Genomic DNA, 25,701 nt, shown 5'->3' with positions numbered 1-25,701 from the left:
CTACTCTTCATCCCAATCAACCTGAACATAACCCTCTTCGAGATTGATCTCCATAACGATATACTCCATCGAAAAAGGAATCATCATCTCACCTTTAGCACCTTTAACAGTAATCACATCATTAGCACCTGTTTCAAAGATATCAACAATCTCTCCTAACTCCACCCCTTCATGATTGATCACCTTTAAACCATAAAGATCAAGCCAGTAAACACCATCTTCTAACTCCGGCATATCTTCACGTGAAATATAGAGTTCTTGTCCCAATAGTGGTTCTACAGCATCCCGGGAATCATATCCTTCAAACTTTAAGAGAACGTGCTTATTATGCTTCTGCCGACCATCAACCTCTAAAGTAATCCATTCATTACCTTGCTTCATAAAAAAGCGAGAATACTCTAAAATTCCCTCTCTCGGTCTTGTTTCAGAAAAGACTTTTATAAAGCCTCTAACGCCATGAAAACCATTGATTTTCCCTACAATGATCTTTTCATCACTCATGATCTCTCCTTATTTGACACAAAAAAGCCACCTTACTGAAATTGTAAGATGGCTCTAAAACTCTACTTTATAAGCTATTAAGCTTCTTTAGCAGCAGCTCTTTTAGCTTCTCTGATTAAAGATGCAACACGCTCAGAAGGTTGTGCTCCCACTCCTACCCAGTAATCTACACGATCTTGGGCAAGTTCTAAACGTTTCTCTCCACCTTTAGCGATGGGATTAAAAAAGCCAAGACGCTCAATGTATTTACCAGTTACAGAGTTTCTTTGATCCGCAACAACGATTTGGTAGAAAGGACGCTTTTTAGAGCCTCCACGAGCTAGACGAATTGTAACCATAAAAATTTATATCCTATATTCAACTATAATCCAAAACTTTTTTATATTATATAGAGACACGTTATTCAATATAAAATCGTAAACCACAAACTATACGCTACTTTCAAAGAAATTAAAAGAGCCATTAGTGAAAATAACTAAATTATTACTAACTTTTACTACTCACTTTTATTACTAAATTTAATTCCAGGCCGGCACCTTAAATGTAACAGGTGATGTCTCTGCCTCTTCATAGACCACAAACTCATATGCAGATGGATCTTTTACTAGCTCACGGATCAACATATTATTCATCATATGCCCCGCTTTATAGCCAACAAATTCTCCAATAATAGGATGACCTAATACATAAAGATCTCCTACCGCATCTAAAACTTTATGGCGAACAAATTCATCTTCATAACGCAATCCATCGCTATTGAGAATACGGTAATCATCCACAACAATAGCATTATCCATACTGCCACCTAGCGCTAAGTTTAATTCTCGCATTAGCTCTAGATCTTTCATAAAACCAAACGTTCTCGCACGAGCAATCTCTTCAATATAATATTGGCTTGAAAACTCACAACGATGCTGAGGATTGGTCTTATCTAAGACAGCATGATCAAATTTGATTGTAAAATCGAGTCTAAATCCATCATATGGAAGAAGCTTTGCTAATTTATCTTCATGTTTATAAACGACCGGCTTTTTAATTTTAATAAATTTCTTCGCCGCATTCTGCTCTTGAATGCCTGCCGATTGAATAAGATAAACAAAAGGCGCCGAACTACCATCCATAATCGGAATCTCTGGCGCGCTTACTTCAATAATAATATTATCAATCCCCAAACCACACAACGCAGACATTAAGTGCTCTATCGTCGAGATAGTAACATCTGGCGCTAAAGGGGATGCAATCTTGGTTGCAAGTTGCGTACTAACAACAGAATCAGCCTGAATTTTAATATCGGGCGAATCAACATCTGTTCTTCTAAAGATAATTCCCTGATCTATGCCTGCTGGGCGCAAGGTTAAATAGACCTTCTTCCCAGAATGAAGGCCGATACCTGTTGTTTGGACTAAACTCTTTATTGTTCTCTGTTTTAGCATATTATTTACTTAGAGATTCCTCTATTCATTAATCTTCTCTTCAACGCTACCTCCTAAAATTAAGAGTATCAGCTGAAGCGATTAAGAATTTTTTCTTAAAAAAGCAGGGATATCGAGATATCCTGAAGATTGTGATGATGGCGAGGCTTTAGGTTGCTCTTTTACCGCAGGTTCCGTCGGAATTGTTGCTGCCGCAGGCTTTATAGTTCTACCTAATAGTTGATCTGCAATACTACCGCGCTCGATCGGAGCTTGATATTCACCTAATCCTGTTGCTACCAACGTTACCCGAATATCTTCCCCCATCTCTTCATCAATCACGGCACCAAAGACAACGGTTGTCTCTTCATTAGCATAATCACTAATAATTGCACCAATCTCATGAAGATCACCGATACTCAACTTAGGACCACCTGAAATATTGACAAGCAGACCTTTCGCGCCTTTCAAGCTCACCTCTTCTAATAGTGGTGAAGAGATCGCTTGTTGAATCGCCTCTCTTGCCGCATTATCGCCTGATGAGAGCCCTACCCCCATCATTGCCAATCCCTGTTGTTTCATAACTGTCTTAACGTCATTGAAATCGAGATTGATCATTCCTGGCTTGATAATGCTATCAGTAATCCCTTGTACCGCATTGAAGAGAACATTATTCGCCGCACTGAAAGCATCATAGAGACTCACCCCTTTCCCAAGAACGCTCATTAAACGGTCATTAGGAATTGTAATAAGCGAGTCAACTTGTTGTGCTAACTGTTTTAATCCTTGATTTGCGGCTTGATCACGCTTCTTACCCTCCATCGAGAAAGGTCTTGAAACAACCGCAACCGTTAAGATGCCCAATTCTTTTGCAATTTCAGCAACTATAGGCGCTGCACCGGTTCCTGTTCCACCACCCATTCCTGCAGCGATAAAGACCATATCAGCACCATTTAATTCTGCTTTAATGTGATCTTTAGTCTCTTCTGCAGCTTGACGTCCAATCTCTGGATTTGCACCCGCACCTAAACCACGAGTTAATGCTTCTCCTAATTGAATGCGAATATCTGCTTTCGCCTCTCTTAGATCTTGAGCATCTGTATTTGCGGCAATAAACGTTACTCCCGTTAATCCGGAATCAACCATATGAGTAATCGCATTACCACCAGCGCCACCCACACCTATTACTTTTATAACAGGGCCATGTTCGTTAATATCTTGCTGCAACTCAAATATGGACATTATAAATCCTCATTTTATTCGTATTCTTAACAACACTAGAAGTAGTTTCGACACATTCCAGTGATTTTCTTATATATGTTACTAAAAAAGTTACCACTTGGCATTGTTTTTTGTAACTCTTTTTGCCAGATATTGTCATACTTATGAGAGGCTAAAAGCCCAACAACTGTTGCATGTTCCGGCGTCAATCCTTCACCCTTATCATATATGACATTTAACGGAGTTCCAATACGGCACGGTTTTTCCATAATTTCTTGCGCTAGATCAGCACATCCCGGGATCATACTCCCGCCTCCCGTCAATACCACGCCGGCATCATGAGGTAGATAGACATTGGCATCTTCAAGATTCATTCGGATAATCTCAAAAATTTCACGATAGCGCGCTTCAATAATAGAAGAGAGTTCTCGACGAGACATTGTTCTATTTTCAGTCTGATTGGTAATCACCGGTAATTTAAAACTATCATCATAGCTACTATAGCCAAGACAACTACCGTGCTCTAGCTTTATACTCTCAGCAACTTGGGTGGAATAACGCTTAATTTTAGCGATATCGGTTGTCACATCATTGCCACCTAATGGTATAGGAGAGTGATAGACAACCGCCCCACCTTTATAGACAACAACATCAGTTATTCCCGCACCAATATTGATTAGGGTGACACCACGTTGCATCTCATCCTCAGTTAAAACACTAATCGCAGCAGCAACACCTTCGTAGATAATATTATCGATCTCTACATTGCTCTCTGTAATACAGTTAGTAATATCATTGATCGCATTGGTCGATGCTGTTACGAGATGAGCATCAAGAGTAAACTTAACCCCTGAGAGTCCAATGGCATTTTCAACAGGACTTCCCCCATCGATAATATATTTTTGTGGCAATACATGGAGAACGCTCTCTCCGGCATCAAGTTTAATCTTACCCGCTTCCTGTAAGATTCGATCATTATCCTTTTCGGTAAAACGATCCCCTGAAATCGTCACAACACCATTATTCTGACGACTCCGAATATGGGTGCCCGTAATAGAGGTTGAGACAGAAAGAACCTTTACATTCTCTTCACGCTCAAATTCCGCAATAATATCCCGAACAATGTTGGAGATTGGCGCTATATTGGCAATACTCCCCTGCTTAATGCCTCGAGAGGGTTTTGAGATAATTCGAATAATCTCAATAGACCCATCATCCCGAATTTCTGCCATCATACCAACGACTCTGTTCGTTCCTATATCTATGCAAACTCCTACTGATGAAACTGAGGTATCCGTCATCTTTCTGCACCTTATAATTTATTCTTTATACTATCTGAATTCTCTTTCCACTTTACAGAGAATCCATTTTTATATCTAAAGTCGATATGTTGAATTCTATCAAGAACCTCTCGATCTGAAAATTGCCGTAGAAATCGCTCTAAGCGTTGATCGAAATTTTCAGACCCCATAATGAGCAAGAGCTGATCATCTAAAACAAGACTCCAGGAATCACTCTCATCTAATGAGAGATGACTCAGTTGAAACCCGGTTCCCTCTAAGCGCTCTTTAGTCCGGTTATAAACCTCTAAGAGATCTAGCGCACGACTATCAGGTCCTGCAAGAAAGACCCACTCTCCTTGAGGATAAAAAGAGGGGGTAAATCGCTCTCCTGATGCATCGATCATCTCAACACCATTCCAGATCGCCACCGGTGCTTGCTCTTCAATATGCACCTCTAACTCATGAAACCAATTTCGTTTAAGAGAGACACTCTTAATCCAGCTCTCAGAAAGGATCTCATCTTGATAACCTTTCATATCTAATCCGATCAGATTTTGCCCAATCGCATCTTTTACCAACTCATTGACTCGCTCTTCTGGAAGATGCTCAATCTCTCCATAGACAGAAACCGTCTCTATTTTAAAAAAGAGATTATTCTCTTTTAAATATTGCCATCCCCAATAGGGGCCGACAAAGATCGCAACAAGAAGTGCGATTAAGAGAAGATAGCGTAATAAGCGATAGAGAAATCTTCCAAATTGTCGCCAATCAAAGGGCTTTTTCTGGACGACACCTGACCGCTGACGACGTTTGGGTCGAGAGGTACGATAATTCGATTGCAACAAAATATATGATCTACTCAAGATTAACTATAGCCTATTATACATCAATGTAATGGTTCTGAAATATCCCTAAAGAAGGTCACAAAGAGCCTTCTAAGATCAACCAACAGAGGCGCTCAAAGGAGATGCCGGCACGATTTGCCGCTAAAGGAACAAGCGAATGATTTGTCATTCCTGGAACGGTATTGATCTCCAATAACCAGGGATTATTATCACGATCTAAGACAAAATCAACGCGCCCCCAACCGTCTGCTCCTAATGCATGAAAAGCCTCTTCACAGAGCTTTCTAAACCGCATCTCATCAGATTGACTCAATCCCGATGGACAGAAATAACGCGTATCTTCACGGAGATATTTTGCCTCATAATCATAAAATGCTAAATCGGTCTCCATACGAATAATGGGGAGCGCCGTACCATTTAAGATCGCACAGGTATATTCACCATTACCCACAATCCAATTCTCTGCAAATATAGGAGAATTATAGCCTCCTGCAGCCTTCCATGCAGCTAGCAGATCATCCGCACTCTCAACACGACTAACACCAATGCTCGATCCCTCTTCTGCTGGCTTAACTGCTACCGGGTATTTTAAGATCGGCGCTAACCGAGCAACATCCTCTTCTGAATTGAGAAGATAAGACTCCAATACGGGAAGCCCTAGAGCTTGCCAAATCTGCTTACTCTTTAACTTATCCATGCCTACACTAGAAGCTAATACTCCACTCCCGGTGTAAGGAATATTGAGATACTCGAGCGCACCTTGTAAAACACCATCTTCCCCACCACGACCATGAAGGACAATAAAGACGCGATCGAAAGATTCTGCTACTAGATGAGAAAGCAGCTCTACCTCGGCAGTATCGATCCCATGAGCATCGATCCCTTGTGCTTTAAGCGCCGCTAAAACCGCCTCTCCCGACCAGAGCGAGACTTCTCGCTCCGATGAGTGACCACCGTAGACAACGGCAACTTTACCGAAAACCTTCGGGTCTTCAAATCGATTTAATGCTGAAACCATTAGAGCGCCCCTCCCTTATAGAAATTGGCAGCAATGCCACCGATATTACCCGCCCCCATCATCACTATGAGATCACCATCTTGGGCGATTTTGGCATAAGCACTTCTAATCTCATCGATCGATCCCACATAGAGGGTATTTCTCCCTCCTTTCTTCGCCACATCTTCTGCTAGCTTCTCACCTGAAATCCCGGGAATTTCAGCCTCTCTTACCGAATAGATATCAGTGATCAATACCGTATCGATCTCTGATAAGACCGCAATAAACTCATCATAGAGTTCAGCTGTTCTTGAATTTCGATGAGGTTGAAATGCAACAACAATTCGCTTTTCAGGATAAGCTGTCGTTAAAGCCTCATAGACGGCCTTAATCTCTGTCGGATGATGCCCATAATCTTCCATCACCTCTACACTTCCCCCTCTCTGTAATGGAACAGAAGGGTGGAATTGGAAGCGACGGCCAATACCTTTAAAACGGCGTAAAGCACGACGGATAGCGGGATGAGGAACCCCCAAATCATTGGCAATTGCGATTGCAGCTAAGCTATTAAGAACGCTATATTTTCCTGGAAGAGCAACGGTAAATTCACTCACTCCATGTGGCATTTTGACTTCAAAACGGGTCTGCATACCACGCGACTCATAATTGAGAAGCTGATAATCTGCCCCTTCACTCTCACCATAGGTGATTATTGGACGATGAATTCGTGGTATAAGTGATGCAACCTCTTCATTATCGATACAGAGAACCGCCAAGCCGTAAAAAGGAAGCAGATGAAGAAAATCGACAAATGTTTGACGTAAATTTTCAATATCCCCCCCATAAGTGCTCATATGATCTTGGTCGATATTGGTAATAATGGCAGACATAGGATGAAGATGAAGAAACGATGCATCAGACTCATCCGCTTCTGCAACAAGGTATTGCCCTAAACCTAAACGCGCATTCACATTAGAGCTATTTAAACGTCCACCGATAACATAGGTTGGATCAAGCCCTGCCTCATCTAAAATAGAGGCTAAAAGACTGGTTGTTGTCGTCTTCCCGTGAGTGCCGGCAACAGCAATCCCAAAACGAAAACGCATCAACTCACCAAGCATCTGCGCTCGCTGAATAATAGGAATACGCTCCGCTTTAGCGCTAATCACCTCCGGATTATCCTCTTTGACAGCGGTAGAGATCACCACAACATCAGCACCGATCACATGCTCTTTTTGATGGCCAATCCACACTAAAGCGCCCAGATCAATCAAGCGATCAACAACGGGTGAAGCGGCAATATCTGATCCTGTCACCTCATACCCCAAATTGAGAAGCACCTCGGCGATACCACACATCCCCGAACCCCCAATTCCAACAAAGTGAATTCTCTCAATACGGCGCATTTCAGAGGGACAAATATAACTTTTTTGATTCATGATTCTATGACCTTTTCAATTACTGAAACAATCTCAGCTGTCGCTTCAGGTTTCGCTAAAATTTTGGTTTTACTCGCCATTTCGATGGCTTTTTCTCTTGTAAAATGAGTTAACATCTCTTGAAGTGTTGCTAGATTAAAGTCGCTCTCAGGATAGAGATACGCAGCTCCAATCTCTGCTAATGCTTCGGCATTTTTGGTTTGATGATCATCAACGGCTTTTGCAAAAGGGATAAAGCAACTTGCAACATTTGCTACTAATATTTCGGAAACAGTCAAAGCGCCGGCACGACAGATCACAAGATCTGCCCATCCATACGCTTCTACCATATCATCGATGAAGGGGGTTAAGCGATAATGCTCGCCCTGAAAAGAGGGCTCATCTTTATGAGCCTGATAGAAAGCCTCCCCTGTTTGATGCCAGATTTGATAAGCGCCAGCCATCTCTGTTTGAGCAAAAGCATGCATCACCTGATTTAAGATTCGAGCTCCTTGCGAACCTCCCACAACAAGAATCTGTAATGGTCTTCCACTTCGTGCGCCATATCGTTGCTCATAAGGGGCTAGCGTTAACAATCCCTCTCTAACAGGATTCCCCACCACTTTCGCATGAGGTAACTCGGCATTAAATGCCGCTAAATTAACACGACTGAGTCGCGATAAGACTCTATTAACCAAACCGGGCACGGCATTTTGCTCATGAATAATAATCGGAATCCCTAACGATTTGGCAGCTAATCCTCCAGGACCTGCAGCGAAGCCTCCAAACCCCACAACACAAAGAGGTGAGACTCTCTTAAAGAAGCGACGCGCATCTAAGACCGCTTTTGTTAAACGCCATGGAAGCCTTAACCACCCCTTCAAGCCATTACCTCGAATGCCGGCAATCTCTAATGAATAGAGGGGAAAGCCATGCTGCGGTACAAGTTTAAGTTCCAACCCATTTGCACCGAGCCACTCAATTTTATAACCCTGCTCTTGCAGCGCCTCGGCAACAGCAATCCCGGGGAATATATGCCCTCCCGTACCGCCGGCCATAATAACAATCGTTCCACGCATGCTATTCATTTCATCGCCACCCTTATCTTGCTCTCTGCAATCTCCCGCTGAGCCGCTAGCTCTTGCTCATCTTGATAGTTTTGCAACTCTCGTAACTGCACAACTCGATCAACCCGAAAGAGCAACCCTAAACCCACCATCATCGTGATAATACTCGATCCCCCATAACTCATCAGCGGTAATGTTAAACCCTTTGTTGGCAATAACCCTGAAGCAACACACATATGAATCAATGCTTGCGTTCCTAGCCATAAACCGATGCCATAAGAGATATAAGCTGCAAAATTGAGATCGAGCTGCTCTGCTCTTCTTCCAATATTGAAAGTACGATAGAGGAAGATCATATAGATGAGAACGAGGAAAATCACACCAAAAAAGCCAAACTCTTCCGCATAGATCGCAAAAATAAAGTCGGTATGCGCCTCAGGCAGATAACCTAGCTTGGACATACTCTCACCAATTCCAACCCCAGAGAGCTTCCCTCGGCCAATTGCGATCAGGGAGTTAACTAGCTGATACCCCTGATTATAAGCATCTTCCCATGGGCGTAAAAAGCCTGATAACCGGGCACGACGATAGGGGGAAGTATAGAGGATAACGGCCATTACAATTAGCGTCGGCGCCAACACAATCGCAAAGCGCCAAAGACAGACGCCGGCAATAAAGAGCAACCCCAAACCAACCACAAAGATGATAGCCGTAGAACCAAAATCAGGCTCTAAAAGGAGCAGAACACCTAAAACTCCCATCACAAAGAGCGGAATAATCAGTGCTGAAATCTTAGACCCAATCCGATCTTTCTGTCGATGAAGATAGGAGGCGATATAGGTTAGTGCCGCAAACTTTGCCATCTCGGCTGGCTGAAAGTTAAAAAATGAGATGGGGATCCAGCGCAAAGCACCATTAACTTCTCGACCGATGCCGGGAATCAACACCAAGACAAGTGCAACAAAAGAGAAGAGCATCAATATCGGTGTCAGCTTATACCAGATATTAAGTTTAATCTTAAAAGCAAATATGGCGAAAGTGAGCCCGATAGCAATATAGAGTCCTTGTCTAATCCCATAGTGGTAAGGAGAGAGACCATAATACTCTGCAACATATCCCGATGCCGTGGTCACCATCAAGAGCCCAATCAGTAGAAAGAGCGAAGAAGTGATCAGCAACCAAGGATCAAGATGAACACCACGAGGAATGCGTTTAGACATATTCTTCAAATTACACCTAATCTATTCGTTAAAGAGAAAAAATTGTACCACAAACAGGCTCAATATTGAGCATACAATCACGCTTATAGCGCATGAACTAATGCCTCAAAGATACGACCTCGCTCTTCAAACCCTTTAAATTGATCAAAACTTGCACAAGCAGGAGAAAAAAGAACAATCTCCCCTGGCAAAGCTAACGCTTTTAATTGAACCAATGCGGTTTCAAGAGTCCCACACTCAAAATAGGGAACGCTCTCTGGAATGTGAGGCAGTATCGCGGAATAATCCTTTCCAATCAGCGCAACTCCTGCGATATTTTTTTGTAGAAGTTCTCTAAGCGGTGAAAAATCTTGCTCTTTAGTAACGCCCCCTAAAATCAACCATTTTCGCTCGGGGAAACCCAAAATAGCCGCTTCTGTTGAAGAGAGATTTGTCGCCTTTGAGTCGTTATAGTAGGTCACCCCGTCAATTTCCCGGACCTTGACAGAACGATGTGATAACGGCTGATAATTGGCAATGCCCGCCTCTATCGCTCTTAATGAAACACCAAATCGTTCTGCAATTGCTACAGCTGCAACAATATTGAGAAGATTATGCTGTCCTCTTAAGAGTGTCTTTGCATAACTGACCTGCTCCCCGGTACGGCTCACAACTTCTTGACGTTCTAATGAGGCATAATAATCGGTCTTCGCATTATCAAAGAGAGAGAAACGCACAATCTCCTCCTCGCCACGATGCGGAAGTTCCGCCGCTAAAAAGGTCTCTATCAGCGGTTCATCTGCGGGAATAATAATCTCAGATGATTGTTTAATCAGTGCTAATTTCGCAGCAACATAATGCTCATAATCTCGATATCGATCGAGATGATCTCGCGAAAGATTGAGTAACGCCCCAATATCAGCCTGTAATGAGTAGGTGGTCTCTAGCTGAAAACTGGAGAGTTCAAGGATAAAAAGGGGCTCTTGCACCTTCTCTTTGCGATCCTCTGAAGCCATCCAAAGCTCTAAAGCTGGCTGCCCTAAATTACCGCCGACATAGAGATCATAAGGAAGTTGCGCAAAGATAGAACCTAAAAGGGTTGTGACAGTACTCTTCCCATTTGTGCCGGTGATAGCAATAATATTCTCTTTAACTAGACGGGCAAAAAGCTCAATATCTCCCCCAACATGTTCTGCCGGCAACCGTGCAATAGTAGAGGCCAACTCTGGCGTTGCAAGGGGAACTCCGGGGCTGATCCAGAGATAATCACAACTCTCTAATAGATCACTTGCAGTGCTATCTTTAAAGCTACCGATTGCCACCTTTTGACAAAGTTGTGCCATCTCCGCTTCATGCGGTGGCTTATCCCTCGAGTCGATAGCACAGATCTTCTCCACCCCTAAATGAGTAAGGGCTTTTGCAATGGAGAGCCCTGTAATACCAAAACCGACAATTAAGTGCTTTGAGTCTGTTGCAAACATGGAGAAAACCTTCTAACTATCAAAAAATAAGCTCTGAAATAAGCATCAATATCCGTAAGGCACTATTTACCACTACCTGAAGTCAAGATTGAAGGTGTGGAGAGCAAGCTATGTCAAAAAAGATCAACAAAACCATCTCTCATAACAAAAAACGACAAATGACAGCAAATAATAACAATTGATTATAGCGCAATCGGCTCTTTTAATTTATCTAAAAAAATGATCTAAAAGATCTAAAAACTAGTGATAAAGCGATCCTTTAATATCATGACAATTTCACGATAATTTCTCCCCTATCATACGCTTTCTACCTTAGATAAAAAACAGTTGATCAAAGAAAAAGCCCCGCTTAAACGGGGCCTCTCTAAAAAAATATCATCAATATCGAGTATCTATAGGGAATATTACTCTTTCCCCTCTTCATGACGAATCTCATGTCCTTGTTTTCGCTCTGCGGTTATCGCTTTATCTTTCTGCTTGAGAAGTTGACGCTCAATTTTTCCAGACAACTCATCAATCGAGAGGTACATATCTTCTGTGGTGGCTTCTGCATGAAGATCTTTTCCCTTTGCAACAGTCACAGTGATCTCGGCAATTTGGCGCTTATCTTTAATGGTTAATACCACATGCGCACTTGTAATATGCTCACTATAACGATCTAAACGTGAGAATTTCTCTTCTACTCTACTACGAAGCCCATCTGTTAATTCTAAGCCTTGACCTGTTAAATTAAGATTCATACTTATCTCCTTCTTTATCGATACTAAATGTAGATACTAAAGTGGTGAGTCATTAAAAAAATAATTTTATAGAGCTATTTAAACACTAGATTTAGACACAGATCTAGATCTCTATCATCGCTACTCATCGTTATTTATCGCTATTTATCGCTATTTCCAAGCTTTTATTGAAGCTTTGTTGAAACTTTATTGATTCTTATTGACATACTTTCACACTACCATTTTTCCTCAAGAAGCGATAGCAAAAAGCAGAAAAGTGAGCTAAAAAATAGAGAAAAGTGACTTTTATCGCTATTTCTGACATTGAGAACAGAAGTAAGTTGCCCGATTCCCTATGACAATACGCTCAATCTCTTGCCCGCAAAGAGGACAAGGTTGACCTTTTTGTCCATACACTAAGAGCTCTTGGGCAAAATAGCCGGGACTACCATCGGGTGTCGTAAAATCTTTTAGGGTCGTTCCACCCTGCTCGATTGCTCGCGCTAACACCTTCTTAACCTCCTGAACAAGGCGTTCAACCTCTTCCAATGAGAGATTATTTGCCGGGCGTTGCGGATCTATTCCCGCCATAAAGAGCGACTCATTCGCATAGATATTACCGGCACCTACAACAAAGGCTTGATCCATTAAGATCGATTTAATCGGCCGCGTTCTTCCTTTCAACTTAGGGTGGAGATAGGCTGCCGTAAATTGATCCGTGAGTGGTTCTGGTGCTAATTTCTCTAAAAAAGGGATCGATTCATCCTTACCATAGAGGAGAATAAAGCCAAAGCGACGAGGGTCATTGTAGATCAACGCCCGATTACCTGAGAGCCGTAAGACAAAATGATCATGCTTTTTATGCTCAAAATCATCAGGCAAAATTCGAATGGCGCCGGACATTCCTAAATGGATTAAAACTCTTCCTCGAGTCGTGGTCAGGATCAGATACTTCGCTCGCCTCTCCACCTTCTCAATTGTTGCATTGTAAAGTGTCTCAATCGCCTCAGGGATCGGATAACGTAACTGGCGATGGTAGACCTCAACACCACGAATTGTTGCTCCTTCAATATGGGGCGCTATTCCTGCACGGACGGTCTCAACTTCTGGTAATTCAGGCATATACTTTTAACTCTTCTGTTTCATGATAAAATAGACTCCATTTTTATAGCATGAATATTGAGCTTATCTAAACTTCGATAAGTTTATCGCGCTATTTCGGCTTGATCACCTTCTTCTGCTCAATTAAAAAAGGAGCTCTATCTCAATATGCGTCCGATTGTCTCAATTTCAAGAATCAGTGCACTTGCTTCCTATCTTGCACTCTTCTTCTTTACTATCTTCTGTATTGTGACCAATGCAATCTATCCAGAACAACCGAGAATATTTCTGATTATCGGACTTCTAATGCCCCTCGTGTTCCCTGCGCGCGGATTGCTTCGTGCAAAGCGATTTACACATGCCTGGACAAGTTTCCTCTCCCTCTTCTACCTGATCGCTGCAACCGATATTTGGGTATCAGGATATCCCGGCATTGGCAGTATCTATTTTCTTTTGACCATTATTCTTTTTGTCAGCACGATTCTCTACGCTCGCTATAGTCCGCTCCCTTTCAGAGAATAAAAAATCGCTCCGAAAAGAACCTTAACGAGCATCCTGAACCAGGATAAAAAGGACAAAAGAGTAGAAATAGCAAGCATTGAACATTAAATAGAGGTGAGTAGAGATGGCCAAAATGCCGGCAGAGTCTACTCACTTCTTTCTACTCACTTCTTTAATTCCCTTCTAAAAAAGAGCGCTCCAAGCCCAGCAACAACCCACAAGAGCAATAGCCAGGAGAGATCTCCTACGCGGCTATAAGTCGTCGTTCCTTCATAAGGCATTACCTCAACTTCTAGAACACCTTGTTCAAATTGAGGTAGGATCGCCTTTACCTCTCCCCGTCTATCAATAAGCGCTGTAATCCCATTATTAGTAGCACGAACCATCTCTCTTTGTAGCTCAATCGCGCGTGCTCGCGTAATTTGAAAGTGTTGCCAAGGTCCAATTGAATCTCCAAACCAAGCATCATTACTCACATTCACTAAAAAATCTGATTGCTTCCCAAGATAGCGTAATTCATCACCAAAAACAGCCTCGTAACAGATAAAGGTAGAGAGTTGCGTTATCGCAGGTACGCCATCTACCTCATAATGGATAAGGAAAGGCGATTGCTCCTCTCTACCAGCAGTAAGATCTGAAAAGGGGATCTCAATCATGCCACTTAAGAGATCTAAAAGAGAACGAAAAGGTAGAAACTCGCCAAAAGGAACAAGATGAACTTTATCGTAACGCTGATCACGGCTTCTCAACTGGTCGCTATAAGCCACGACTGAATTTCGTATCACTGATCCTTGCCCTGAAAAGATCCCCGTCATCACCGTCGCCCTCTCCTCTTGCGAGATCTTACGTAATGCCTCACCCAGTGTAACCTCCTGCTCATAGAGCGCAGGAATTGCCGTCTCTGGCCAAATAATAAGATCAACATTCGAGGCCACTTGCGCGGTCAATTGGTAGTAGGTTGCTAAAATTTCGTAATATTGTGCCTCACTAAACTTTAACTCCTGTGCAATATTTCCCTGGATTAATGCCACTTTAAGCGGCTCACCTTTAGGGGAGATCTTATCGCTCAGCAAAGTACTCGTTCCCGCAATAATTAATATCAGCATCATTGCCATAAAGAGTGCCGGCAGATAGGCTTTCAATTTTTTTTGAGAAGCATTTCCAGGCTCTTTCCCCCTATAAGCCATAATTTGCAGAAGCAACAACGTAAGAAGCCCCGCCAACCAATAGACCCAAAAACTTGCCATCAATGCGCCCATCTCAGGAAAAAGCCAGAGCGCTAAGGGATAATCAGTCAAAGTATAACCCAGCGAGAGCCAAGGAAAACCAGTTAAGAGTTGAGCGCGAATATATTCAAAAAGCACCCCCATAACAGGAAAGAGAATGCCTAATCGAAATGGCAGTGAAAGCTGAGTCTTCAATGTAAAATAGCCTAATAGCGCATAATAGAGCCCTAAATAGAGGGCTAAAAGTAGCGTTAAAAAAACGCCTAGTAACAGAGGCGCCCCGCCAAACTCCAATAGACTAATACGAATCCACCAGACGCCTACAGTAAAAAATGAAACGCCAAAGAGAAGACTTAACCAAAAAGCACGCTTGCAACTTCCCGGCAATATGAGCAGTAGCCAAAAAGCCAGTAGAATCGGCGCTAAAAAGCCATAACCAAAAGGGGAAAAACTTAAAGGCATTAAGCTCCCTAAAAGAATCGCGATGATGATCGAACCCCAGAAATAGAGTGCTCTCTTAGTCATAAAATGCTTACTCTTTGTGGCTCTACACTCTTTTTTAAGCCTATTATCTACCATATTCCACCACTGCCCTTCTCTAGTGAATCACTCATTCTCTTATCCGTTTTATTCGCTATTTTCCCTATCATGTCCCTATCATTATCCTATCGTTTTCCTATTTTTCGACGCGACTATTTTGATACATACTTCTATCCTCTTATCCCTAAATCGCTATAGATCGCACCAATCAGATCGCGATACCGTCCTGCCGGCAATCGATCTCCATAAAAGAGATGAGGATTGTGGAGAGGATCAACAACGGGAGTATTCTTACGATTTGTCAGATAGATAATCATCAACTCATGTAATGGATCATAAGTTGCTAGTGCCCCAGTCCAGCCAGTATGCCCAAAGGCTGGCTTCGAGGTTTTCCCAGCATAATCACTAAACATATAATCCATCCCCTCTCCATTTAAACGATACCCCAAAGCAAAGGTAGCGTCTTCATAGGGAGGCGTTAAAAAATATTGCTGTGTTTCCGCACTGAAAACCTCATTATCTTCTCTCATCAATCGAAAAAGTTGGTAGAGATCATGACTATTACTAAAGAGCCCGGCATGACCTGAAACCCCTGCCATACAATGAAATGCCTTTTCATCTTGTACTTCTCCTTGAAGCATATAGCGACGTATATTAGGAAAATCAATAGTATGATCCCGACTATTCCCATAACGCTCTGTCGCGGCAATCTCTGCTTGTGATACTCCCCTCTCTCTTGGGTTAAATCCAATATAAGAAAGATTTAATGGATTCCAAAAAAGTGTCTCTAACTGCTTATCGATCGACTTTCCACCTATTTTTTCTAAAATAAAGGTGAGTAACATAAAATCAACATCGGAATAGAGCCCCTGCTGCTCCGGAATATTCACAAGGGGGGCTTGCAATAACTTTTGCACAAATTGAGCACGATCTTGAGAATAGAGCGATTCACTATAACGTGGATCATAGAAGAGAGGATTAGGCTCAAAACCGGCATGATGTGAGAGTAGTGCCTTTAACGGAATTTCACCAACAAGTGCAGGATAGGTTATTTCTGAAGCAGCTGATTGGGAATAAGGAAAAAAATCTGCAACTCGACGCTCTAAGAGATCTGGCATCTGTTGATAGTAGTATTGAAAAAGATAGGTCGTTGCAAAAATCTTTGTTAATGAGGCGATATCAAAAAGGGTCTTTTTAGTCACAGCTTCGCCACGCGTTACTTTCATCTCACCAGAATCGAGGATAACTTGATGCAATATGGTTGATCCGAAGGCAAAGTCATATATTACCTCCCCTTGATACTCAACGAGAAGCTGTCCACCGGGAAATCCTCTCTCTAACGATTGTTCAATAAGATCTGTAATGCTTTCCATCTCCGCCTCCTATCGATTTCGATCTTTCCAAACCTATTATCCTTTATCCTCTGTCCACTGCCACTACTCATTACCTACTACTCTCTCTATAATCCAACAGTAAAGCTCGAGTGATAGACTCTTAATACATACTCACTCAAAGTATTTACCAAAAGTACTCTCCAAAGATAGATGAAAGATTCGTTATATTACCGCCAATATCATAGCCCAACAGATTATGAGCAATAATATAGCAGAAAAGTTTCTTGACTCTTCTCAGAGAATGCTGTTTAATACCACCTTATCAAGACGGCTTGATAGCTCAGTTGGTAGAGCAGCGGATTGAAAATCCGCGTGTCGGCAGTTCGATTCTGCCTCGAGCCACCATCTTTAAAACCCTACTTTTCGAAGTAGGGTTTTTTAATTCTTCTAATTAATTCTTCTAATTCTCAATTTCTCTAACCTCTCCCGTAGGCTAACCTTCTCCATTCCTTTACCTTTATACCCCTAATTCACCTGGGAAGAGCGTCGAAATTAACCAAAAAATCGACCACCTGCTCTATTTTCAGGCTAATCTCAATTAATACTTGACGAAAGAATCTAAATCCTGTTTAATGTCACTTCGTTAGCACGACATGGCTTGATAGCTCAGTTGGTAGAGCAGCGGATTGAAAATCCGCGTGTCGGCAGTTCGATTCTGCCTCGAGCCACCATATTAAGAGACCACTCAATCAATTGAGTGGTTTTTTTATGCTTCTTATTTTATGCTTCTTATTCATGCCGAGTACCCTTTACCTCCCCCTCATTTCATCTAATATTCATCTCTTATAACCTTCTACTGCCCTCCTCTTATAGCGCCCCTATCTCTCATAATATTTCATCTGCATTAAAGCGCCAAAATAGCCCCTAAAAGCTCAAATATTGATATCTATCAAGCAAACTTGATACTTCTTTACAGTTCGTGGATTCCTCCCCATTTTTGTGGGATAGTATCATTATATATATTAGATAGATCATATTAGATAGATCTTATTGAATAGATTTAAATTTCTACCTTATTAAGGAGAAGGTTCTATGATGAAGTTAATTGGCGCAGATCCCTATTTTGTTGGTATCGTTGGGTTTGGTGTTGTTTTTATGATTGTCATGTTAGGTTGGTTAACATGGTTCTTTATGAAGAAAGCGAAAGAAGAGAGAGAAAATAAAGACAAACAAGCGTAATTTACTCATCAACACGACTCATCATCTCGTTCTAAAATAATTATGAAAGAGTCGATATCAATTACACCCTATCAATAGAAAAGAGCCCTTTATCAAGGGCTCTTTTTTTACCATTCACCATTCTACTGCTACTCTACTGCGACTCTGCCACGACTCTGTTGCTGCTCTTTCACTATTTTATACTGCTCTTACAACTCTTTTATAAGAGTTTGCTATGATCAACGAGACCTCTCGATTCCTCTATTGATAAACAACTCAGCAGCATCAGATTCAACCTATCTCCTAGTTATGAGATCCACCAGACTTCTTCTCAGCTTTAAGCGATGCTTCATAGGCATCCCAAGCTGCCCACTCATCCTCTGCATCCCCCTCTGTCATCGCTTCAGAGAGATAGTAGAAGATCTTCTCACCTAACTTCTCCTCTAAATGATGAATACGTTCCTTAAAAGTCACCGGCAAAACAGGATAATCAAAACCATCACGATCATTCCGGCAGATCATCAACTTCCCATCACTTAGATCTTTATGCTGTTTATCTGTCACAAAAACGGAGCGAATCTTCTTTCCATCATGGCTAAAGTTAAACCGGGTCTCGCCCTTCTCTTTATTGACTCGCTCACGATCAATCAGATCTCGCATCTCACTTCGGGCACGATTCTTCTCTTGTGCAGCGATAATTTCTTGATTCTTCTCTAGATCCATCGCTTTTTTAGCCTCATCAAAGGCGCGTCTCTCCGCAGCTTTACGCTGCTTTTCTGCTTCAAGCTCACTCTTAAGTTGCTTATCGCGATGTGCTTGATGCTGCTTTCTAGCTTTCTCTTTTTGAGCCTTCTGCGCACGATCTTTCGATACTAAACCTGCTTTTACCAACTGATCTCTTAATGACATTTCTTCTCTCTTATGTGCTTATAACAAATCGATATAGGATTTTTGTATAGAATTTATAGAATTGAAAAATTAATAGGAATTTTATAAAAAAATTTACAGATAATTTATAGATAGTTTATAGACAATTTATAAAATACTGACAGAAAATTGATAGAGTTAAAAAATGGACTTATAGCCATACCATAAGTCCATTATATTTAAATTAAATCAATTAATAAAAGTTTAATAGAGAATTCGGCACTTAAGTGTCCCTTTAATCTCTTTCATATCATGTTGTAATTTGATGGCATTCTCCTCTTTACCAGAGACATCAAGCACAACATAACCGATCTCACCTAGAGTTTGCAGATATTGCGCATTGATATTGAGATCAAGATCTGAAACCATCTCATTCACCGCACGTAAAATACCCGGTGTATTTTCATGGATATGAAGAATACGATGACTTCCTGGCTGTTTCGGCAACATCACTTCTGGGAAGTTAACCGCTGAAATCGTTGAACCATTATCAGAATAGAGCACTAATTTAGAGGCAACCTCAACACCGATATTTTGTTGCGCTTCCATTGTGGAGCCCCCAATATGTGGCGTCAAAATAACATTTTGTAGCTCTCTTAGAGGAGATTTAAACTCCTCTTTATTCGATTTTGGCTCTACTGGGAAAACATCAATTGCGGCACCTAAAAGATGCTCATTTTTGATATTATCTGCTAAAGCATCAAGATCAACGATTGTGCCACGCGCAGCATTGATTAAGACCGATCCTTTCTTCATCGACTCAATACGCTCGCGACTCATAAGATTCTTTGTAGAATCATCTTCCGGCACATGGAGTGTTACCACATCAGATACTGCTAAAAGCTCATCAATCGTCTCAACTTGTTGCGCATTTCCTAAGACAAGCTTATTTTCAATATCATAGAAGATAACGCGCATCCCCAAACTCTCAGCTAAGATACCTACTTGAGTACCGATATGACCATAACCGATAATTCCTAAAGTCTTACCTCTCACCTCATAAGAGCCTGCAGCAGACTTCACCCAACCACCTTGATGACAAACATAGTTTTTATAAGCGATACCACGTTTTAGCATAATCATCTCAGCAATGACCAACTCTGCCACCGATCGGGTGTTAGAATAAGGTGCATTAAAGACTGGGATTGCACGCGCTTTTGCCGCTTCTAAATCAACCTGATTTGTCCCAATACAGAAACATCCAATTGCCATCAATCTCGAGGCTTGACTCAATACCTCTTCAGTTAACTGCGTACGGGAGCGGATCCCCACAATGTGAGCATCCTTAAGAGCTTCAATAAGAGCTTCCCCCTCGAGAGCCGTCGAATGGATCTCAAGATTGTTATAGCCCGCACGTTTAAAGTAATCGATCGCATCCTGATGAATACCCTCTAGGAGGAGAACTTTCATCTCATCTTTTGGAAATGATGTTTTTTTCATGGTATTACAGTGTTCCTTAGTTTAAAGCGGATTCAATAAATTGACGTAATAAGGTGACATCATTCGCCATCACCTCTCTCTTCTGTGGTAAGGATTCAATCGCCTTGACCTCAGTTAAATCAAACGGCGCGTCACTCACCGCTTGCTTAATTGTCTCATAGAATTTGATCGGTTTGGCAGTTTCTAAACAGAGCTGTAGATCGCCATCAAGATATTGGCTTCCCACAAAGACCCCATCAGCAGTATGAGGGTCGATCAACGCCCCTGACTCACGGTAGACCTTCTCAATCGTCTCTAATCGATTCTGATGAGAGCTTTCACCAGATTCAATATTCCAACTTGCTCGCTCTTTCCAGAGAGGATCACCTGTCAGATCAAAATATCCTTGCTCTTCAATCTGCTCCCAGAGTGCTTTTGTCTTCTCACTGCCGGCAATGAGGTAGATAAAGCGCTCAAAATTACTCGCTTTAGCGATATCCATCGAAGGACTAGAAGTGAGATGAACATCTTTTGACGCACGAGGACGGTAGATCCCTGTTTTAAAGAACTCATCAAGCACATTGTTCTCATTCGTTGCTAAGATCAACTTATGAATGGGTAATCCCATCTCACGGGCGATAATGCCGGCAAAAATATTCCCAAAGTTACCAGAGGGAATCACGACATCAATTTTTTCATCATTGCTCTCTGTCGTCATAAAGTAACCCTTAAAGTAGTAGACGACTTGTGCCAAAATACGCGCAAAGTTAATGGAGTTGACAGCACCAAGATGGTGCTTCTCTTTAAATTCAATATCATTATTGAGTGCTTTAACGAGATCTTGGCAATCATCAAAAACCCCCTCAATAGCGATATTGTGAATATTATCATCTTGAACCGAATACATCTGCGCCGTCTGGAAAGCACTCATACGATTATGAGGACTTAACATCACCACCTCGATTCGAGGTTTTCCCTTCATTGCATGAATGGCACTCGATCCCGTATCTCCCGATGTTGCTCCGACGATATTGAGCTTCTTATCCTGCTTCTCTAATACGTAAGGAAAGAGCTCGCCAAGAAACTGCATCGCCATATCTTTAAAAGCGTAAGTAGGACCTTCAGAGAGACCTAGCACCTTCACCTGATTACTAATCGTACGCTCAGAGATAATTGATTCAACGGCAAAATTATCGCTATTATAAGCGCCTTCTACTAACTTTTTGAGATCTTCCCTTGGAATATCTGTTGCATAAAGAGACATTACTTCTAGCGCTAAATCACTATATCGCGGTAGTTTTCGCCATGTATCTAAAGTCTCTTTTGAAACCTTAGGGATCGATTCCGGCATCGATAACCCCCCATCTCGACATAACCCCTCTAATACAACCTCACAAAAAGATTTTGGGAGATCTCCCCCTCGCGTACTCACATATTTCATTATTTAATCAAGCCTACAAAAAAGAAATGGACATGGTTGTTAATACTCTCTTAATAATACCCGATCCCCGAGCCTTTTTCTCTTAGAATCAGAACCACTTTCTAAAACTTCCCTATATAAGTCTCTATATGAGTCTCTATATGAGTCTCTATATGAGTCTCTATATGAGTCTCAATAAGAACTCTAAAACTGTAGAGACCTATAGAATATATAGAAAATGATGGCATTGGGAATAACATTAGGTAATTTCCCCTATTTTCGCTCATTTTTCCATCTTTTTCTCCACTGCTTTTCTCTACAGCTTTTTTCTATTGCCAATCGATATTAAACACCCTCATCAAAAATCAGATCTCTCCCCTTCGCTAAATCTCTCCTACTGATAGGTTTTAACTGCTAACTTTCCCATCAGAAGGTGTAGAATCTTTAGAGATTGCGATGAAAGAGGGGTAGAATGCTACAAGAGAAACAGAGATCAGATAAATGATCAACCTCCCAATATAGAACCATTCTGAAGGATAAAATATGAGTAAAAATAGCGAAATTAATGCACGTATTGCCGCTCTACAGAAGCAGATGATCAAAGATAAGATCGATGCTTGGATTATTTTAAGTGCTGACCCCCACCTTTCCGAATATCTTCCTGATCATTGGAAGTTGAGAGAGTGGTTCTCCGGCTTTACCGGCTCTGCCGGAACATTAGTCGTTCTTCAAAAGAGCGCCTACATCTGGGCCGATAGTCGATACTGGGTTCAGGCGGCGAAAGAGTTACAAGGAACAACTGTTGAACTGATGAAACTTGGCGCGCCCAATACCCCCTCTTATATTCAATATCTTCAATCTCAACTTAAGCCCGGCGCGGAAGTGGCAATACTCCCCGATACAATGTCAGTAGAGAATTTTGTTGAAAGCTATGAGGCACTTGATGATTTTGATATCACACTCACCACACAACATGATCCTTTTGATCGATTAATAAAGAATCGCGCACCGCTTCCTGCGGAAAAACTCTATCTTCATGAAGCTCAATTTCTCTCTGAATCATTGAGTGAAAAGGTACGCCGTATCCGTCAAGTAATGAAAGATGAAGCGGCTGATGTTCATATTATCTCCACGCTCGATGATATCGCTTGGCTCACCAATCTCCGTGGTCAAGATGTCACCTATAACCCGGTCTTTTTAGCATTTATAATGATCACCCCCTCCTCAGTCACGCTCTTTATTGATGAAGAAAAACTGACGCCTGAAGTGAAAAAGTATCTCACAGAACATAAAGTGACAGTCTTCCCTTACGATGCTTTCTACGATGAGTTGGGAAATATTCCGGCAGATAAAATCGTCATGCTTGATGAGAAACGAACAACTTATGCCGCATTAGAGGCAATTGATGAAGCGTGTGAAATTCTCTATCTCCCCAATCCTAGCACGCTCTTTAAAGCGCAAAAAAGTGATGAAGATCTTGCTCATATCCAAGAGGCGATGATTGAAGATGGTGTTGCGATGGCACACTTCTATACTCAGTTTGAAGCAAAACTCGCCAATGGAGAGAGATTAACCGAGCTTGATGTTGCCGATGGTCTAGCTGCAGAAAGAGCTAAACGCCCTCTCTTTATTGACCTCAGCTTCGATACAATTGCCGGGTTTAATCCTAACGGTGCACTTCCCCACTATCGTGCAACAGAGAAAGATCATGCCGTCATTGAAGGCGATGGGCTTCTACTTATCGATTCAGGAGCGCAATATAAAAATGGAACAACCGATATTACCCGCGTTATTCCAATTGGTCAGCCCTCTACTGCACAAAAGCAGGATTTCACCTTTGTTCTTAAATCATTAATTGCGATGAGTAGCACTATTTATCCTGAAAATATCGCAATGCCACTACTTGATGCAATTGCTCGAAAACCACTTTGGCAGCATCAACTCGACTATGGTCATGGAACAGGTCATGGCGTTGGTTACTTCCTCAATGTTCATGAAGGGCCTCAAGTGCTCTCATATCATGCGACACCCAATCCTCAAATGCGTGTTAAAAAAGGGATGGTAACCTCTATTGAGCCAGGGATCTATCGAGAAGGTAAATGGGGTGTTCGTATCGAAAACTTAGTCACCTCTCAACCGGTCAAAGATCCTAAAGAGCGAGATTTTGGCAACTTTATGCTGTTTGAGACATTGACGCTATTTCCTATCGATACGCGCCTAATGGAACCAACACTTCTCACTACTGAGGAGATTGAATGGGTGAATCAATATCATAAGACAGTCTATGAAAAACTCTCTCCTCGCATTGAAGATGCCGCTGTTTTAGAGTGGTTAAAAGCGCGCACCGCCGCGATTTAAGAGAAACGATCAGCGATAGTCAAATCGCCATCATAAAAAAGGTCTAAGTATCAACTTAGACCTTTGTCTCTTTCCTCTTTTCCTCTTTTCCTCTTTTCCTTTTTATCTTTTCTCTTCTTTAACCCGCCCTCTCCGATCTTAAGGGAGTAAGATTTAAGAAAAATAAAAAGATAACCTTAAAAGGGCAAACTTAAGAGAGTAGTGCTGACTGCCGATTCTCAATCTCTTGATAGAGCTTCTCTATATCGGCTGAATCATAGAGACCATTGATCACCATTACAGGATCTCCTCCCGCAGGAGTATAGATCAAAGTATCAGCTGATGATTTCAAGGTCGATAACTTCGTCGCCCAACTCTCGCTCTTCTTAAGTGTAAAGATCCCTGTTTTAAGCGGAAAAGTTCGCACTCGACCTAAAATCGGCTTTACCGATAATTGATCATCTGTCAAAGTTGCTGTCGAAATAGAAGTAAAATAGAAGAAGAGACCAAAGAGAACAAAGAGCCCAAGAGGCGCTGTTTTTGTCAATAGGATCTCCAATGCACTCCCTAAAACGATAAGCGCTGAAAGAATAAACCCTAACTTAGAGCGACTCTTCCCCGGGACGGTATAGGTCATCACTTCACTCATGATAACTCCTATTTAATCTCTAATGGTTCAAAAGATTTCACTAAATCATCCACTGCTTTCACACGCTCTAAGAAGGGTTTAAGAAGCACTAGTGGCAAGGCGCTTGGTCCATCACATTTTGCTTGGTCGGGATCTTCATGCGATTCCAAAAAGAGTCCGGCAATACCCGTTGCCATACCCGCTAAAGCAAGCTCTAATACCTGCTCGCGACGTCCTCCGGAAGCTTTTTCCAATGGGTTTCTCTGCTGTAAAGAGTGGGTAACATCAAAGATGATAGGCGCATCATCACACACCTTCTTCATCACTCCAAATCCTAATAGATCCACCACAAGATTGTCATACCCGAAACAGCTACCACGCTCACAAAGCATAACCTGATCATTTCCCGCCTCACGGAATTTCTCAACAATATTGAGCATCTGTGTGGGGCTTAAAAATTGAGGCTTCTTCACATTGATGGGGCGACCCGTCTTTGCCATCGCTACCACAAGATCAGTCTGTCTTGCTAAAAATGCCGGCAGTTGTAAAACATCAACCACTTCCGCAACTGGCGCTGCTTGAAACGGTTCATGGATATCGGTAATAACGGGGACATTAAACTCTTTTTTAACAGCAGAAAAGATCTCTAACCCCTCTTCTAAACCCACTCCTCGGTAAGAGTGGATCGAGGATCGATTCGCCTTATCAAATGAACCCTTAAAGACAAGCGGGATCTCTAAAAGATCAGTCACCTTCACATAAGCTTCACACGCTCTTAATGTAGAATCGAGAGACTCCAAAACATTTATCCCACCAAAGAGGATAAAAGGCTTTCGATTAGCTACTTCAATATCTTGAATTTTAATCACAATACACTACCTCATCTAATCTATTTTTACGCTATCTA

Annotated in this window: 23 protein-coding genes and 2 tRNA genes; 5 read left to right on the top strand and 20 right to left on the bottom strand. The window is 41.8% G+C overall.

Annotated features, from left to right (window positions below; all coding sequences use genetic code 11):
* The 13 genes from rimM to mutM form a co-directional block, all read right to left on the bottom strand.
* Positions 1–501 carry a ribosome maturation factor RimM gene (gene rimM, locus B9T19_RS01750; protein ID WP_094566892.1) on the bottom strand — a complete coding sequence of 167 codons (501 nt, stop codon included), beginning with the start codon at positions 499–501 and terminating at the stop codon, positions 1–3.
* Positions 502–578: 77 nt separating this feature from the next.
* Entirely contained in the window at positions 579–839 is a 261-nt protein-coding gene (rpsP, locus tag B9T19_RS01745; RefSeq protein ID WP_094566891.1) for a 30S ribosomal protein S16, read from the bottom strand.
* A 180-nt stretch (positions 840–1,019) separates the two neighbouring features.
* Positions 1,020–1,934, bottom strand: a complete 915-nt coding sequence (gene lpxC, locus B9T19_RS01740) for a UDP-3-O-acyl-N-acetylglucosamine deacetylase (RefSeq protein WP_094566890.1) — start codon at positions 1,932–1,934, stop codon at positions 1,020–1,022.
* 81 nt (positions 1,935–2,015) lie between these two features.
* Positions 2,016–3,149, bottom strand: coding sequence for a cell division protein FtsZ (ftsZ, locus tag B9T19_RS01735; protein WP_198959038.1), 1,134 nt, complete (start codon positions 3,147–3,149; stop codon positions 2,016–2,018).
* A 41-nt stretch (positions 3,150–3,190) separates the two neighbouring features.
* The gene (gene ftsA / locus B9T19_RS01730; RefSeq protein ID WP_094566888.1) at positions 3,191–4,435 is read right to left on the bottom strand and encodes a cell division protein FtsA; all 1,245 of its coding nucleotides are present in this window, start codon (positions 4,433–4,435) and stop codon (positions 3,191–3,193) included.
* 11 nt (positions 4,436–4,446) lie between these two features.
* The gene (locus B9T19_RS01725) at positions 4,447–5,262 is read right to left on the bottom strand and encodes a cell division protein FtsQ/DivIB (RefSeq protein WP_143436842.1); all 816 of its coding nucleotides are present in this window, start codon (positions 5,260–5,262) and stop codon (positions 4,447–4,449) included.
* Positions 5,263–5,338: 76 nt separating this feature from the next.
* Positions 5,339–6,280, bottom strand: a complete 942-nt coding sequence (locus B9T19_RS01720; protein ID WP_094566886.1) for a D-alanine--D-alanine ligase — start codon at positions 6,278–6,280, stop codon at positions 5,339–5,341.
* On the bottom strand, positions 6,280–7,698 hold the full coding sequence (gene murC / locus B9T19_RS01715; protein WP_094566885.1) for a UDP-N-acetylmuramate--L-alanine ligase: 1,419 nt from the start codon (positions 7,696–7,698) through the stop codon (positions 6,280–6,282). The genes B9T19_RS01720 and murC overlap by 1 nt, the downstream gene beginning before the upstream one ends.
* Entirely contained in the window at positions 7,695–8,765 is a 1,071-nt protein-coding gene (gene murG, locus B9T19_RS01710; protein WP_094566884.1) for an undecaprenyldiphospho-muramoylpentapeptide beta-N-acetylglucosaminyltransferase, read from the bottom strand. The genes murC and murG overlap by 4 nt, the downstream gene beginning before the upstream one ends.
* Entirely contained in the window at positions 8,762–9,964 is a 1,203-nt protein-coding gene (gene ftsW, locus B9T19_RS01705) for a putative lipid II flippase FtsW (RefSeq protein ID WP_229821575.1), read from the bottom strand. Before ftsW ends, murG begins: the two co-directional genes overlap by 4 nt.
* 83 nt (positions 9,965–10,047) lie before the next feature.
* Positions 10,048–11,424 (bottom strand): UDP-N-acetylmuramoyl-L-alanine--D-glutamate ligase, encoded by a 1,377-nt coding sequence (gene murD, locus B9T19_RS01700; RefSeq protein WP_094566882.1) that lies wholly within the window; start codon positions 11,422–11,424, stop codon positions 10,048–10,050.
* Positions 11,425–11,828: 404 nt separating this feature from the next.
* Positions 11,829–12,164 carry a ribosome hibernation-promoting factor, HPF/YfiA family gene (gene hpf, locus B9T19_RS01695; RefSeq protein WP_094566881.1) on the bottom strand — a complete coding sequence of 112 codons (336 nt, stop codon included), beginning with the start codon at positions 12,162–12,164 and terminating at the stop codon, positions 11,829–11,831.
* 291 nt (positions 12,165–12,455) lie between these two features.
* Positions 12,456–13,265, bottom strand: a complete 810-nt coding sequence (gene mutM / locus B9T19_RS01690) for a bifunctional DNA-formamidopyrimidine glycosylase/DNA-(apurinic or apyrimidinic site) lyase (RefSeq protein WP_094566880.1) — start codon at positions 13,263–13,265, stop codon at positions 12,456–12,458.
* 147 nt (positions 13,266–13,412) lie between these two features.
* Here mutM and B9T19_RS01685 point away from each other — a divergent pair, with 147 nt between their 5' ends.
* Complete coding sequence (locus B9T19_RS01685; RefSeq protein WP_094566879.1) at positions 13,413–13,766, top strand: DUF2069 domain-containing protein; 354 nt, start codon at positions 13,413–13,415, stop codon at positions 13,764–13,766.
* A 143-nt stretch (positions 13,767–13,909) separates the two neighbouring features.
* Here the strand turns inward: B9T19_RS01685 and lnt are convergent, their stop codons facing one another.
* Entirely contained in the window at positions 13,910–15,496 is a 1,587-nt protein-coding gene (gene lnt, locus B9T19_RS01680) for an apolipoprotein N-acyltransferase (RefSeq protein ID WP_158214327.1), read from the bottom strand.
* A gap of 185 nt (positions 15,497–15,681) precedes the next feature.
* Positions 15,682–16,884, bottom strand: coding sequence for a serine hydrolase (locus tag B9T19_RS01675; protein ID WP_094566877.1), 1,203 nt, complete (start codon positions 16,882–16,884; stop codon positions 15,682–15,684).
* 290 nt (positions 16,885–17,174) lie between these two features.
* On the opposite strand from B9T19_RS01675, the gene B9T19_RS01670 reads away from it, so the two are divergent.
* The 3 genes from B9T19_RS01670 (at position 17,175) to B9T19_RS10460 (ending at position 18,084) form a co-directional block, all read left to right on the top strand.
* Positions 17,175–17,250, top strand: a tRNA-Phe gene (locus tag B9T19_RS01670).
* Positions 17,251–17,500: 250 nt separating this feature from the next.
* Positions 17,501–17,576, top strand: a tRNA-Phe gene (locus B9T19_RS01665).
* A gap of 361 nt (positions 17,577–17,937) precedes the next feature.
* Positions 17,938–18,084, top strand: a complete 147-nt coding sequence (locus tag B9T19_RS10460) for a DUF3149 domain-containing protein (RefSeq protein WP_109235908.1) — start codon at positions 17,938–17,940, stop codon at positions 18,082–18,084.
* Between the two features lie 282 nt (positions 18,085–18,366).
* Here B9T19_RS10460 and B9T19_RS01660 read toward each other — a convergent pair whose 3' ends face one another.
* The 3 genes from B9T19_RS01660 to thrC all read right to left on the bottom strand — a co-directional run bounded on the left by B9T19_RS01660 (position 18,367) and on the right by thrC (position 21,850).
* On the bottom strand, positions 18,367–18,972 hold the full coding sequence (locus B9T19_RS01660; RefSeq protein WP_094566876.1) for a DUF2058 family protein: 606 nt from the start codon (positions 18,970–18,972) through the stop codon (positions 18,367–18,369).
* Positions 18,973–19,194: 222 nt separating this feature from the next.
* Positions 19,195–20,430: a phosphoglycerate dehydrogenase gene (serA, locus tag B9T19_RS01655; protein ID WP_094566875.1), complete on the bottom strand. Its 1,236-nt coding sequence runs from the start codon at positions 20,428–20,430 to the stop codon at positions 19,195–19,197.
* A 16-nt stretch (positions 20,431–20,446) separates the two neighbouring features.
* Complete coding sequence (thrC, locus tag B9T19_RS01650; RefSeq protein ID WP_094566874.1) at positions 20,447–21,850, bottom strand: threonine synthase; 1,404 nt, start codon at positions 21,848–21,850, stop codon at positions 20,447–20,449.
* 522 nt (positions 21,851–22,372) lie between these two features.
* On the opposite strand from thrC, the gene B9T19_RS01645 reads away from it, so the two are divergent.
* Complete coding sequence (locus B9T19_RS01645) at positions 22,373–24,187, top strand: aminopeptidase P family protein (RefSeq protein ID WP_094566873.1); 1,815 nt, start codon at positions 22,373–22,375, stop codon at positions 24,185–24,187.
* A gap of 190 nt (positions 24,188–24,377) precedes the next feature.
* Here B9T19_RS01645 and B9T19_RS01640 read toward each other — a convergent pair whose 3' ends face one another.
* Positions 24,378–24,815, bottom strand: a complete 438-nt coding sequence (locus tag B9T19_RS01640) for a hypothetical protein (RefSeq protein ID WP_094566872.1) — start codon at positions 24,813–24,815, stop codon at positions 24,378–24,380.
* A gap of 8 nt (positions 24,816–24,823) precedes the next feature.
* A complete protein-coding gene (gene kdsA / locus B9T19_RS01635; RefSeq protein ID WP_304441064.1) occupies positions 24,824–25,663 on the bottom strand; it encodes a 3-deoxy-8-phosphooctulonate synthase in 840 nt (279 codons plus the stop codon).
* Positions 25,664–25,701: the final 38 nt, after the last annotated feature.

It is taken from the genome of Ignatzschineria sp. F8392 (assembly GCF_002252045.1).
GTDB lineage: Bacteria > Pseudomonadota > Gammaproteobacteria > Cardiobacteriales > Wohlfahrtiimonadaceae > Ignatzschineria.
This window is presented reverse-complemented; position numbering and strand designations above follow the sequence as displayed.